Source organism: Erysipelothrix sp. P66, from assembly GCF_038682365.1.
GTDB classification, from domain to species: Bacteria; Bacillota_I; Bacilli_A; order Erysipelotrichales; family Erysipelotrichaceae; genus Erysipelothrix; species Erysipelothrix piscisicarius.
On the sequence record NZ_CP152290.1, the window covers coordinates 1,200,034 to 1,214,314 of the forward strand.

General features: G+C 37.7%; 12 protein-coding genes, 2 tRNA genes, 1 pseudogene and 1 other annotated feature (1 of these 16 cut by a window edge). Of the genes and pseudogenes, 1 reads left to right on the forward strand and 14 read right to left on the reverse strand.

Annotation, left to right across the window (positions count from 1 at the left end; genetic code table 11):
• Positions 1-147, reverse strand: a binding site (T-box leader) (it extends 89 nt beyond the left edge of the window).
• A gap of 45 nt (positions 148-192) precedes the next feature.
• From AAG186_RS05800 to AAG186_RS05840, 9 genes are all read right to left on the reverse strand, one after another.
• A complete protein-coding gene (locus AAG186_RS05800; RefSeq protein WP_342621393.1) occupies positions 193-1,665 on the reverse strand; it encodes an ATP-binding cassette domain-containing protein in 1,473 nt (490 codons plus the stop codon).
• 152 nt (positions 1,666-1,817) lie between these two features.
• Positions 1,818-3,344, reverse strand: coding sequence for a murein biosynthesis integral membrane protein MurJ (gene murJ, locus AAG186_RS05805; protein WP_161637342.1), 1,527 nt, complete (start codon positions 3,342-3,344; stop codon positions 1,818-1,820).
• A 169-nt stretch (positions 3,345-3,513) separates the two neighbouring features.
• Positions 3,514-3,589: transfer RNA gene (locus AAG186_RS05810), tRNA-Arg, on the reverse strand.
• 9 nt (positions 3,590-3,598) lie between these two features.
• Positions 3,599-4,081: a pantetheine-phosphate adenylyltransferase gene (coaD, locus tag AAG186_RS05815; protein ID WP_161637341.1), complete on the reverse strand. Its 483-nt coding sequence runs from the start codon at positions 4,079-4,081 to the stop codon at positions 3,599-3,601.
• A 373-nt stretch (positions 4,082-4,454) separates the two neighbouring features.
• Complete coding sequence (locus AAG186_RS05820) at positions 4,455-4,877, reverse strand: flavodoxin domain-containing protein (protein ID WP_161637340.1); 423 nt, start codon at positions 4,875-4,877, stop codon at positions 4,455-4,457.
• Between the two features lie 69 nt (positions 4,878-4,946).
• Positions 4,947-5,252, reverse strand: a complete 306-nt coding sequence (locus AAG186_RS05825; protein WP_003775282.1) for a PTS sugar transporter subunit IIB — start codon at positions 5,250-5,252, stop codon at positions 4,947-4,949.
• A gap of 75 nt (positions 5,253-5,327) precedes the next feature.
• The gene (locus AAG186_RS05830; protein WP_342621394.1) at positions 5,328-6,857 is read right to left on the reverse strand and encodes a helicase HerA-like domain-containing protein; all 1,530 of its coding nucleotides are present in this window, start codon (positions 6,855-6,857) and stop codon (positions 5,328-5,330) included.
• Positions 6,858-6,937: 80 nt separating this feature from the next.
• On the reverse strand, positions 6,938-7,246 hold the full coding sequence (locus AAG186_RS05835) for a PTS lactose/cellobiose transporter subunit IIA (protein ID WP_013853133.1): 309 nt from the start codon (positions 7,244-7,246) through the stop codon (positions 6,938-6,940).
• A 234-nt stretch (positions 7,247-7,480) separates the two neighbouring features.
• A tRNA-Thr gene (locus AAG186_RS05840) sits at positions 7,481-7,556 on the reverse strand.
• Between the two features lie 40 nt (positions 7,557-7,596).
• On the opposite strand from AAG186_RS05840, the pseudogene AAG186_RS05845 reads away from it, so the two are divergent.
• A pseudogene (locus AAG186_RS05845) lies at positions 7,597-8,103 on the forward strand (LURP-one-related family protein); the annotation flags it as partial.
• A 26-nt stretch (positions 8,104-8,129) separates the two neighbouring features.
• On the opposite strand, the gene AAG186_RS05850 reads toward AAG186_RS05845, so the two are convergent.
• The 5 genes from AAG186_RS05850 to AAG186_RS05870 all read right to left on the reverse strand — a co-directional run bounded on the left by AAG186_RS05850 (position 8,130) and on the right by AAG186_RS05870 (position 14,268).
• Entirely contained in the window at positions 8,130-8,546 is a 417-nt protein-coding gene (locus AAG186_RS05850) for a PPC domain-containing DNA-binding protein (RefSeq protein ID WP_125164294.1), read from the reverse strand.
• A 98-nt stretch (positions 8,547-8,644) separates the two neighbouring features.
• The gene (locus tag AAG186_RS05855) at positions 8,645-10,141 is read right to left on the reverse strand and encodes an ATP-binding cassette domain-containing protein (protein ID WP_342621395.1); all 1,497 of its coding nucleotides are present in this window, start codon (positions 10,139-10,141) and stop codon (positions 8,645-8,647) included.
• 115 nt (positions 10,142-10,256) lie between these two features.
• Positions 10,257-10,739, reverse strand: a complete 483-nt coding sequence (locus AAG186_RS05860; protein ID WP_125164292.1) for a nucleoside 2-deoxyribosyltransferase — start codon at positions 10,737-10,739, stop codon at positions 10,257-10,259.
• 12 nt (positions 10,740-10,751) lie between these two features.
• Positions 10,752-12,440: a Na/Pi cotransporter family protein gene (locus AAG186_RS05865; RefSeq protein WP_161637336.1), complete on the reverse strand. Its 1,689-nt coding sequence runs from the start codon at positions 12,438-12,440 to the stop codon at positions 10,752-10,754.
• Between the two features lie 124 nt (positions 12,441-12,564).
• Positions 12,565-14,268 (reverse strand): Na/Pi cotransporter family protein, encoded by a 1,704-nt coding sequence (locus tag AAG186_RS05870; RefSeq protein ID WP_342621396.1) that lies wholly within the window; start codon positions 14,266-14,268, stop codon positions 12,565-12,567.
• Positions 14,269-14,281: the final 13 nt, after the last annotated feature.

A 14,281-nucleotide genomic window follows, 5' to 3' on the forward strand; every position in this document is an offset into this window, starting at 1 on the left:
CGGGGGCAACCGTCGTAAACTACTTACCGAAGTGTTCATTCCGCCTTTCATGAGCCCATTCACCTTCGAGGTAAGATCTGTTCACACCAACCACAGACTCTCTGAACTTACTTCTTGAAAGCTACTCCTCTCAATCATAAAGTTTGTTATTAATGCAATAATAGCACGAATATCCTTGCTGTCAAGCATTTCTTAACGTTTCGTAAAACCATTGGGTGTCATTTCTAAAACATCTTTAAATACATGTTGGATAAGTTGGCGGTCATGCGTAATACACCAAATCGCACCGTGATAATCCGCTAACATCTCATAGATCACCTTTAATGAAAATGGACTTAAATTACGCGTCGGTTCATCCAATAACAACACATCCGGTTTTGTCCGTAATATCTTTAACAGCGATAATTTTGCCTTTTGTCCACCGGATAAATGGATAATCGGAAGTTCCATCTCATCAGAAGTAAAGTTAAGTCTGCCAAGTTCAATTCGAACTTCCATTTCCGCTTCCCCAAGCCGCATACAATTTTCAATTGCATTTTTTCTCACATCAAGATTTTGATGATAATCCTGATGCATCACACCTACATTCCCTTCAAGACCCTGAATCATCCGATGAAAAAGAGTCGTTTTACCACTACCATTTAGACCTACAAGCGCAACTTTTTCACCTGCATGTAAACGGTAGTAATAGTTTCGGCCTCGGACACCCCAATCGGTCTCTAAAAATGGAATATCAATGGATAAAACAACATTCGAATGGACTGGTTTTTGTTTGCCGAATTCCATTCTAATTGCTTCTTCTTGATCTTGGTGTTCCAAGGTCACTTGTTTAGAACGTCGCTTCTTTTGTGCTTTTAAATTTTTCATTTTCTTTTGAAGACCAGGGTCTGCCCGGTTCACATTTCGAAGTTGATGACCCACTTTTTGATACTGCTTTTGCCATGTTGCCTCTTGTTTCGCTTCAAATCGTTTCTGAAAACGAACTTGTTGATTATGGTGCGCTCTGGCTCGTTCACGATTTTCAATATATGCATCATAGGATCCTTCAAACAGTGTTAATTTTGAAATTGATTTACGATGTAATTGTTCAAAGTGTAGAATGCGATTTGCACCGTGTTTTAACGTATTAAGATCGTGTGATACAAAGATAACGGGTTTGGTTTGCATTTCCATCCAGTGTTCAAACCAGATTAAGCCTTCTATATCTAAATTATTGGTGGGCTCATCCAAAACATAACAGTCAACATCTTGCATCTGAAGCTTTAGTAATTGAATACGAACACATTCACCACCACTTAATGAGTCCATGGTGCGATTATAGTCATTTTCATCCAATGTTGGTACCATCGTTAAAAACAAGGGGACAAACTCCCCAAAACGATCCCAAGCACTCCCTAACACAAATTCCAAGAGCGTTAGAGCGCGCTCCCGCGGTTCCAACTCCTGACCTAGATATCCAAAAACGATGGATTCTGGATGCAAGGAACGGTGGATTCTGAGTTTTTGAATTTCGGGACGATTGACAAGTGATTTAAGAAATACACTTTTACCATTTCCCTCTTCTCCAATCACGCCCACACGATCCCCTTTATTTACGGACATAGAAAAAGACGTGATAAGATCACGTCCTTGTTCTGTCTTAACATCAAGACTTATGTTAAACATAGAAAAAACGCCTCCTTTTTAGTTATTATGTTTTAAGTCGAGGCGCATTTCCCATAAGTCTCACCGGATAGCAATCTGCTACCTTTCTAGTTATTTATAATATAACATGGCTTTTTATCCCTTACAAGTAAAAAAGTTCTCAAATGAGAACTTTAATGTTTAAGTTTACTGATAAATTTTGCTTTCACACTATCGATTGCTTGATCAAATTCTTCGATTCGCATTAATTTAACCGCAACAAAGTAGACAACGATTCCCAGTAAAACTACAAGAACAAGACCCGTTACCAAACTCAATTTCGCACTGATAAATGGATAGGCAAAGAAGACCGCAGCCGCCATGATTGATCCTGACACGATCAGTTTAAGAACGGTTTTAAAAATATATTGATTGTTGAAATCTCCGATCATTTTATACAAGAAATAATAGATTAGGATAAAATAAACCAGTTTTGAGATACTTGTACCAAGGGTCAGACCCGGTAATCCCATAAACTGAACAAAGAATAAGCTCGCGACGATGTTTGCGCCAACAGAAATTGCTCCGTATACCACCGGACGACGGGTATCCCCTAATGAGTAAAAGACACGGAGTAAAATCATTGCATTCGCATTAACAATAAGACCCAAACACGAGGCAATTAACACATTCGACGTTAAAACAACCGCTTCCGGTGTAAAAGCCCCACGACCAAAGAACAACTGAACCAGAGGTTGTGATAACACCATCATCCCCAATGTTGCTGGAACAACAATCAGATTGACCGCTATCAGCGTATTGGAAATTGATTTTTTAAGTCCATCATGATCACCATTGGCAGCAAACTTCGCCATAGCCGGAAATAAAACTGTAATGATCGAACTCACAAAGAGACCGATAATTGAATCACTAATTTTATTTGAATAATTTACAATTGAAATCCCACCTTCAATAACCCCTGAAGCAATTGTCTTATCAAAAATAGCGTTAACTTGATCAATCGACGAACCAATAATTACAGGAACTGCCATAACAAGCATAATTTTAATGTGTTCATCGCGAACTTTTAATTTGAATTGATGTTTATAACCCGAGCGTTTCGCAATCAAATAGATAAAGAGTGATTGGCTGGCAATCGCAAGGGTTACCCCATAGGCTAGAAGATATATAGAATTTCCTTTTGATAAAATAATACTTATAACAATTACGATATTCATAATTACATAGCTTATACCATGAGCTGCAAAGCGTTCCTTAATTTGTAAGTAGCCTTGTAATACAGCGAGAATGGTTTGGAAAAACACAGCAAGTAATGTAATTCTTGTAAAGGAAACTGCCAAAGCCATCGTTTCTGCGTTAAATCCAGAAGCAAATAGACGTACAAGCGGCTCAGTAAAGATTTCCGCTAAAAGAATAACACCCACGAAAACTACAAGTAAGATATTAATGATATTACTTGTAAATCCTTCAGCTTTGTCACTTCCCTCACGCTTATGAATCTTACTAAAAATCGGGATAAATGACGTCGTAATCCCTGTTGCAATAAAACTAAATAATGAATTAGGAATGGACGATGCGATGATGTATGCATCAGTAATCGCCGTCGCACCAAAATACTTGGCCAGTAACAATTCTCTAAAAATTCCAAAGAATTTATTAAATACCATCAGCAATATTAAAACTATTGCGTTCTTTTTCATAAAATGTATTCCTCTCTTATACTCATAGAATGAGACCTTTGACTTTTGTTTTTATTTTTTATATGTGTACTTGTTATTATATCATAGATTTCTATAAAACTAATGTGCTCACGAAACGAGCCAATATCAATAAAAAAACTCTTGATACAACTTCAAGAGTAAAAATATTTGGTGCGACTTACAAGAATCGAACTTGTGACACAGCGCTTAGGAGGCACTTGCTCTATCCACTGAGCTAAAGCCGCGTTATAGACCTAAACCACAACATCATATTTTTGATACAGTCGCACTGCAACACTTTGAGGAACAAATCCAGTAAGGTCACCTCCGTAACGAGCAATCTCACGCGCTACACTGGAAGAAATGTATGAATACTTGGGTGATGCGACCAAAAAAAGCGTCTCAATGGATTCATTTAGAACACGATTGGAAGTCGCTAACTGCAATTCATTTTCATAATCCATAACTGCGCGAATCCCTCTGACAAGAATTGGGCATGATTGCTTTTCCGCAAAATCAATGGTGAGACCTTCGCCAATAACAACCTCAACATTGGACAGATGAGATAAACAGTCACAAGCCATTTCTAAACGTTCTGACATTGTAAACGTTCCTGATTTCTTTTCATTAACCATAATTGCCACAACTACATGATCAAACATATTTGCACAACGTTCGATTAAATCAATGTGACCTGTTGTGATTGGATCAAAAGATCCTGGATACATTACTTTCATAGACTTACCTCACTTGAACTTATTATAACGTATTTGTGTTTTTTAAAAAAGTCATAATTTGATGTACTTATGACTTTTATGATTTAAAAAGAATGGTTTAAGCGAATCGGTCGTTTTAATGTTAATAGTTGTGATGAATTACAAAAAAACACACATCTGGGAGTGATGTGTGTTTTTTAAGATCCATCGTCAGTATTATTGGAGGAATACTTAATTTATATAATTTTGAGGAAATAGATTATCTATGAGCGATGGTCTAAAGGACAAGTTTTTTTAGATAGATGAACTATCTATAAACTAATTATACCGACACAATGAAAAATGTCAACACTTTTTACAAAGAATATGTAAATTATACATTCATTGAAACAATTTACATTGTGAGAAGTGTTTTCGTTTCCTCATATGCTTCTTTTAATTGTGCTTCGGTCGGTTCCCATTGATATGCAAATTTTCGTTCCACAATTCCACCCGCATCAACAATCTCACGTTCCCAATTTTCGATCCAAACACCTTCGCCCCAATCATAAGAACCAAACAACACCACACGTTTCCCTGACAGCATGGGAAGCAAATCATCAAAGAACGGTCTAAACTCATACTCCTCAACATTCTCATCATTCATTGCTGGTGATCCTAGAAATAGGATATCTGCATCAATAACAGCATCCGCTGTTACGTCTGTCACAAAATCATTACTCCCATTAATTCCCAAATCTTCCACCGCTTCATAAATTGAATCCGCAATCATTTGCGTATTTCCTGAAGCTGAATAATACACGATATTTATTTTCATAACAACCTCCATCGTAATTACTTTCTATTATAAAATAAAAAATGTTAGTTTTCACTAACATTTTTAGATTTAAGCATCTCCAAGTACTTTTTTAACTTCCGCAATCACGGCTTCACCATTCATCGTACCGTATGCACGCATATCGATAACTTCAATTGGTTTTTCTGGTAATTGTTTTTGAACTGTACTTAAATTGAATCGAACTTGGGGTCCTAATAGGATAATGTCTGCATCAGCACCAACGCGTGCGGCTTCACTTACAGCGTGAGCTGATATTTCTACATCATATCCTTGTGCAGCAGCGGCTTCTTGCATCTTTGTAACAAGGATACTTGTTGACATACCTGCTGAACATAATAAAATAATTTTTCTCATAATATCCTCCTCGATATGAAACTATTATAACAACAAAGGCAAATAGTGTCTATAAGAAAGCGTTAACATTTCCAATCATTTCTTTCCAGTAAGAATTCCCATAATATTTCTTGTAATCGCTTTACCGAGTTCATTCCCAATGGTACTCATCGTTCGGTTCATGCCTTTTTCAATCGGTGTTTGACGATGACGTGTTGTTGTCTTCTTACGATTTTGTAATTTTTCTTTTTCTTTTTCTAATTTTTGCTTTTCTTTTTCAAGAGCGAGACGTTCTTTTTCAAGTTCTAAATTCATTTTATCTTGTTCCTCTTCAATTCCTGCTTGTGTCATTTTTTCAGCTAACGATTCATAGGCCGAAAAGCGATCAATAGATTCTATATATTTTTGATAAAAACTACTGCTTTGAATCATCGATGTACGTAAGCTTGCATCAATTTCAGCCATAAGACTTTGTGGAGGCAAGACAAAAGCACGTTCCGCAATTTGTGGCGTCCCCTTCTCATCGAGTGTTGAGATAATAGCTTCACCTGTACCCAACTCCATTATTGCAGTTTCAGTATTAAAATTTGGATTCGCTCTAAAACTTTGAGCTGCTGCTCGTACTTGTTTTTGTTCGCCAGGGGTATAGGCACGAAGGGCATGTTGGATACGATTTCCCAATTGACTTAAAACACGGTCGGGGATATCCGATGGGCTTTGAGAAATAAAATAAACGCCCACACCTTTTGATCGAATCAACTTAACAACAAGTTCAATACGGTCCACCAATGCTTTAGGTACATCTTTGAAGAGTAGATGGGCTTCGTCAAAGAAGAAAACCATCTTCGGTTTTTCGACATCACCCACTTCAGGTAAGGTTTCAAAGAGTTCCGATAACATCCAAAGTAAAAACGTCGCATACAGTGTTGGTTGGCGGAACAATTCCACACTATGAAGAATATTAACCATACCTCGGCCATTCGAATCTGTACAAATCCAATCTTGAATATCTAAAGCTGGCTCACCAAAAAAGATGTCTGCACCTTGTTCCTCTAAAAACACAACCTTGCGAACAACCGCACCAATGGTTTGTGTAGACATCAATCCATATTCGGCAGTGAGCTCTTTATTGTTTTGATAAACATAATCTAACATGGCTTTGAGATCTTTAATATCAAGCAGTAACAGCCCTTGAGCATCCACAATTTTGAAAACTAACGAGAGTACACTTGCCTGTGTTTCATTAAGATCCATAAGTTTTGAGAGCATAATGGGGCCCATTTCTGAAATAGTAGTACGAACTGGAATACCACCCTTACCGTAAATATCCCAAAACGTTACCGGGAACCCTTTGTACTCAAAACCGTCCACGCCAAATTTTTCAACACGGCTGGAAACATTTGGATTTTCAATCCCTGCGGAAGCAAGACCGGACACATCACCTTTAATATCCGCTAAAAACGTAGGAACACCTAAATCACTTAATGCTTCCGTTAAAACTTTCAATGTAACCGTCTTTCCGGTACCCGTAGCACCAGTAATAAGTCCATGACGATTTAACATCTGCGGTAAAATATACACTGGGGTTTCGCCCTGTGCAATCCATATTTTATTTTCTTTTAACATGATGATCTCCTCATTTTATGTTTCTATCTAACTAATTGCATTGTACCATGTGCTAAATAATAAAAAAAGAGCCACAGCTCTTATTGAATTTTCTTGTGAATGTCAATAAGCTCTGTAGCCATAATTTTTAATACTTCTGCGCTCATCATTTGGTCTTCTGCGTGAATCAACAATAAATTGACTTGAGTAGCACCATTTTGAGCTTCTTGTTGAATTAATTGTGCATGAACACGATGTCCCTCAACAAATTGTTCTTCACCTTCAGCCATAAGCTGTTCTGCACGTTCGAAGTCGCCCTCTTTCGCTGCCTGAATTGCTTCCACAAAACATGAACGAGCCGACCCGTTAAATGAAATCATTTGAAAACTAAGTAATTCTAAACCTTCCATGATATTCTCCTTTATGTACAGTGTCATTATATCAAATTCATTTTCAAAATGGTAGCCTAATGTATTGAAATAATATTTCATAGATTTCCTTTAAATAAAGGACATAAACCCCTTACACTCAAATACTTATATGAAATGTTTTTTCTATATATTTCAAAACACATCCATCGACGACATGAATTGATTGTGATAAACTGAGACTGTAAAAAAAAACACCATCTGGTGTAAATGTTATGGTGCCGGCTAGAGGACTTGAACCCCCAACCTACTGATTACGATTCAGTTGCTCTACCAATTGAGCTAAGCCGGCGTGATTAAATTGTACATCTCATTGACTTTCAAATCAAGACCTAAGGAGAAAAAATATGAAATTATATATAAAACAACACGTCTTCTCAATTCGTGATCGCTTTGAGGTCAAGGACGAAAACGGAACTACCGTATACACAGTCAAAGGCTCAGTCTTAACCATCGGTCGAAAATTTACAATTCAAGATGCAACACAAAAATCAGTTGCAACCGTAAAACAAAGACCATTTCGATTTTTATCTGAATATACCCTGATCACCCCTGATCACAAGATCAACTTAAAAAAGAACTTCACATTTTTAAAAATGAAATTTTCACTTAAACACCTTGATTGGAAACTAAGTGGTGATTATCTTGATCACCATTATAAAGTTACGTCCCGCGATAATACCATCATGACGATTTCAAAAAAATGGCTGCGTTGGGGTGATAGTTATGAACTTGATATTAATGACGATCGCAATGCATTAATATGTCTTTGTATCGCCATTGCCATCGACGCAGAACTTGCGAAATCTAAACAAACTGTTAATAATTCAAATACATAAAAAGAACGGAGGCCTCCGTTCTTTTTTTAACGCTCTTTACATACACTACCGGTAACTTCGATTTCAAGCTCCTTAAATCCAGATAATTCACCTTTAGTTCGTGTTAATTGATGATGTTCCAGCTCAATAATAACAATCTCTGCCGTTGACTTTACCGTACATCCCAGCGCTACGTGACCACCCATTACTTTAAATTCCAAATCACTGATGGAAGCGTGAATATGGTGTCCTCCTTGAGAAACGGTTCCCACACACGAAACAATTTCATATGGCCCTTTGAGTTGTATCTCTTTTTTATTATGTCCTTTTCGAAACACTACACTGGATAAACTGCCAACACAGGTTCCAATATAGCCTGATGTAATTTGAAATTTCTTACAGTAAGCATCAATTCCTTGCAATAAATCATCACCCGGCATTAAACGAATTACGTGTTCTTTCATAGTTCCACCATCCTTATCTTTTATTCTACTCGTTTTCACGCAAAGTCTCAAATTGATTCGAAAACAATTTTCTTCACAAAAAATTCACCCGGGAAATATTAAGATATTTTCTTAAGTCCAGATGCATCAAATGAATAAACATCATCCATCACTTCTTGAATCAGTGCACGATCATGCGTTACAGAAATAATCGCCCCTTGATAGTTACTAAGTAAGTGATAGATCACACCAACACTGAGCGGACTCAAGTTTCGTGTTGGCTCATCGAGAATGATTATTTTCGGATTCTTAAGAACTAATTTCAGCAGTGATACCTTAGCTTTTTGACCACCCGATAGCCGTTCCATCGGCGTGTTCATCTCATCCTCTGTAAATTTCAAACTCCCTAGATGATTTGTGATCAGACCACGTTCATCGCGGGACCCTTCAAGAACACAGTTTTCAATCGGTGACAAATCATAATCCAAGTTAAGATCGTAGGACTGATGCATCACACCGACATCTTCAGCATCAATTTCTTTTATTATTTCATGCAGTAACGTTGTCTTCCCTACACCATTGGACCCAACAATGGCAATGCGATCACGGCTATACACCACAAGATCGAGATCACAAGCCAGAATACGTCCTTCTCGCACCAATTCATCAAGATGAAAATCTAAGATCTTTTTTTGATGGATTTTCGCTTGTTCCTCAAACGATAGCTTGATCGCACCTTCAAAATCGCGTTTTTCCGGCACGACTTCCCGCTCAAAACGTCGCTCCATCGATTTTATCGTATGCATTTTTTTCTTCAAAAGACGTCCTTTTGCTGGATCTTGACGGGTTTGTGTCCGTTGACGATGCTCTACTTTTTGGTATAACTGATGCCATCGCGCTTCTTGTTTTTGTTTTTCTTTTTGACGCAACTTAACATCATGATTATGTTTTTGAATCTGACTGAGAAAGGCATCACAATATCCTTGATAATCACCTTCATAGACTGTAACATGTGAGCGTGTTTTACGATGTGTTTGTTCAAGATGAACAATACGATTCGCACACGTTTGCAAGAACATGACGTCATGCGATACAAAGATAATGGGTTTGGTTTGCGCAAGCATCCACCCTTCGAGCCACATTAACGTTTCTAAATCTAAGTCATTGCTGGGCTCATCCAGAAGATAACAGTCACATGGATGCACCATCAACTGTAATAACTGCAAGCGCACGCGCTCCCCACCACTGTATGAGTGCATGGGACGATTTAAATCCTCCATTTCAAAATGAGGTAAGACTTCCTTCATTTTCCGAGACACATCACCATATCGATTCCATTGTTCTTTAATGATATACGAAAGCGCATCCTGTTCAAGCAACGTTCGAGGCATTTCTTGACTCAGATAGCCAAATACCACATGACGACTGTTTAGCGTTCTTGAAACATGAAGCTCATCTAAAGAATTATCTTGGACGAGTGCCTTAAGGGTTAGACTTTTTCCATTCCCTTCCTCACCAATTAATGCGACGCGATCATTTTGATTTAAAGACATAGAAAAAGGCGCGATAAGCTCGCGCCCAGCTTCCGTCTTAATATTAAGACTAAAATTAAACATGACAAAACTTCCTCCTATTTTATTATTAATGATTTAGAAAGAAATTCTGTCCATGTTCCCACCGCCTTGTTATTGATACTATACCCAAAAACAAAGGTGGTGTCAAACAGGTCAATTATTGACCTAATATTTCACCAATAAGTTCAATAAGTGTTTGTTCATCCGTTACGACTGTTCCCTTAAGTTTGATAAGACCCACAGTGTACAAATTCACATAAGAAAATTGTGATTCCGCAACTTCACGCAAAGCATTGATTTTTTCTGCGTTGTCAGCCCCTTGTTGACGACTATCCGTATAGAGTCCGATCATCGGAATATTTGCTTGATAGGCAACACCCACCTCTGATGCGACACCGGCATCAATGGTTTGCCCATCCAATACCGCAACAATAAGATCTGATTTCAAAAGTGCATCCGTGTCTGCCTGTGCAATCATCATGGAATTCGCATAACTATTCTTATCGTTAATTTCCATCTGTTCCTGAGGAAGGTAGACCTCCACATTTGGGTAAACCGATCGAATTTGCGCAACAACTTCCGCATTATAACGAAACTCCATATGCGTAAACAATGGACTTGCAAAATAAATTTTCTTCATAATATCCCCCTTTTAGTGTTCGTCAGAAGTATGCAACTTCACAGCCGAGAACATATTCCGTGCAATATTAACGCCATGATCTCCAATACGTTCAAGAATACCTAAGATATCAATATAGATTGAGCTCGTAACCTTTGCATCGCAGATTCCTTCTGCCATGCGTTGAAAGTGCTTCTCGCGGTATTTCTCTTCAATAAGATCCATATACTCTTCATCACGACATAGAGATTCAAATCCTGATAAATCCTCACGTTCAAATATTTTCGTTGAACGCTTCAACATATCCATAAGCAGTTGGTACATAGTATCCAAATCACGAAGCGCGTCTTCTGAGAACGACTCACGATTCTCAAAACTCATTTTATAAAATTCCACTAGATTTGTCGAGAGGTCACTCATGCGTTCATAATTCTTTATTATTTCTAAGTTTTTGGTGTATTCTTCGGTAATATGTCCGGAAACATCCGTTTGCTTCGCAATTTCGAGTAAATATTTAGTAAGATCTGTATCTAAACCATTCACCATTTCCTCAAGTTGCATCACAACATCATAATCTTCCATATCTCGCGAATGCAAGAACTGATTCGACGTTTCGACTGATTCTAGAACCAAATCTGCCATTTTCACCGTCGTTTTACGTGCTAATTGAAGCGCCCCTTCTGGAAAGGTTCCAATCAAACCGTAATCAAGAGGTTTAATCTTTTCACGTTCTTTGATTTTATCTTCACCAGGAATTAAAAATTCCATCAAACGAATAAACGCTGGAACAAAAGGTATGATTACAATCGCGAAAATTAGATTAAAAAAGAAATGGTTCAGTCCCACCGCAAAAGCGGGTGAGCCACCAATTAATTCATTAACACTTACAATAAAGGCAGCGTAAGGCTCTATGAATATCATAACAATAATTGCCCCTGTAAAGTTAAAAATTACATGAAACCATCCGGCACGTCGCGTTGACACGGACCCACCAATGGATGCAAGCACTGCCGTAAGTGTCGTTCCAATATTCGAACCAAATACAAAGGCAGAAGCCGCAACCATCGACATACCGCCGTTCGCATAAATCTTTTGAACAAGTGCGATGACTGCCATAGAAGAATTAATAATTGCCGTCGCTATGGTACCTGCAAAAAGAGCAAGCCAAGGACTTTGTGACATTTTAAGCATAAATGCTTCAAAGAATGGATACTCTTGAATGAGGATTAACTTATCACTCATCAGTTTTAAACCAACAAAAGTAATTCCAAAGCCAAATAAAATCTGACCGATATTTTTATATTTTTTGCGTTTTGAAAATGCAATAATCATCGCACCTACAAATAAAAAATAAAAACCCAATTCATCAACATTTAAACCAATCATTAACGCGGTTACCGTTGTTCCTACGTTCGCTCCAATTGAAATACCAATCGCTTGATCCAAACGCATTAACCCTGCGCGTACTAAACTAATTGAGATAACCGTTGCGGCAGTACTTGATTGCATGATTGCAGTAATTGCAACACCAACTAAAATCGCCATCACGGTATTACTCGTGTATTTTTCAATATAATCTCGTATTTTAGGCCCTGCGGCTTCCTTTAATCCTTCTCCAAGAAATTTAATTCCAAGAATAAAAAGGCCGAATCCACCTAGAATGACATTAATACCCAAATCCGAAAACGATGGATTTTGAGTTGCCAAGAATAAACTATTCATTCTTTCCTCCATAAAAAAAATTTAGACCATCACCATAATATCACAATATCAATCAAGCATGGTATATATTTCTTTAAAAGAGTTAAAAGAAAAAAACTGAAACTTATGCGTTTCAGTTTTCGGTTTAATTATTTGATTTTAAAATAACATTTTCACGATTCGCATGCACACCAACTGCGGAATGCACATAACGTGAAACATTAACGCCGTGATCTCCAATACGTTCTAAAATACCGAGAACGTCAATGAAGATAGAACTTGCAACCTTTTCATCACAAATCCCTTCCGCCATGCGTTGGAAGTGTTTCTCACGATATTTATCTTCAATCAAGTCTAGATACTCCTCATCGCGGATTAAAGCATCAAAACGCGTTAAATCCTCAGTATCAAAGATTTTGAGTGAACGACGCATCATATCCATAAGAAGTTTATACATTGTATCTAAATCATGCAAAGCATCTTCAGAGAAATTCTCACGATTTTCAAAAACCATACGATAAAACTCAACGAGATTGGTTGATAAATCACTCATACGTTCATAATTTTTAATTACTTCTAAATACTTTGTATACGTATCCGCGATATGTGAATCAGAATTACTATGTTTCATAATTTCAAGGAGGTACTCCGTCAATTCCGTATCCAACTGGTTCACCATACCTTCAAGTTGCATGACAATCTCATAATCCTCGTCATCCTTAGAATGTAAGTAACCATGAGATGCATCCACGGCTTCCAGAACCAAGTCACCCATTTTGGTGGTGCGTGCTTTTGCCAGTTGAAGCGCGCCTTCTGGATAAGTATGAATAATATCACGATCAAGAGGTTTCAGTTTTTCACGACTTCTAATTTTATCTTCACCAGGAATTAAAATCTTAAGAAGACGTATAAAGGCTGGAACAAACGGAATTACCAGAATTGCAAAGAACAGGTTAAATACAAAATGCGCAATTCCCACGGCCATAGCATCCGTACCACCCATTAAGGCATTAATTTTTAAAATAAATTGTGAATAAGGTGTTACAAATAACATCATCAAGACTGCCCCAATAACGTTAAACATTGTATGGAACAAACCAGCACGACGTGTCGCAATGGAACCACCCATTGACGCAAACAATGCTGTCACCGTCGTACCAATATTTGAACCAAATACAAACGCCGTCGCAGCAACCATGGACATACCACCGTTACCATAAATCTTTTGAACAACCGCAATTGTTGCGGAAGATGAATTAATAATTCCAGTTAACACCGTACCACCTAACATCGCAAACCAAGGATGATCAGAGAGTTGCACCATTAACGCTTCAAAAAATGGCATTTGTTGTATAAGCATGAGCTTTTCACTCATAATCTGTAACCCAACGAATGTTAAACCAAATGCAAGAACAACTTGTCCATAGTTTTTAATATCACGACGTGACGCAAAGAGCACCATCATTGCCCCAATAAATAAGAAGAAATAACCCATTTCATCAATATTTAATCCAACGATAATCGCCGTTACAGTCGTACCAATATTTGCCCCTAAAGAAATTCCGATTGCTTGATCTAAGCGCATTAAGCCCGCGCGAACAAGCGAAATGGAAATAACCGTAGCCGCAGAACTCGATTGCATAATTCCTGTAATCAAAGCCCCCACTAAAATTGCAGAAAAAAGATTGCTCGTATATTTATCAATATAATCCCGCATGCGGTTTCCCGCTACTTTTTTAAAACCATCTCCCAACAAATTAATTCCCAACATGAATAAACCGAACCCACCTAAAATTACGTGAATTCCCAAATCCATAATAGACTGTGATTGTGCAGCCAATAATTGCATAGTATGCCTCCAT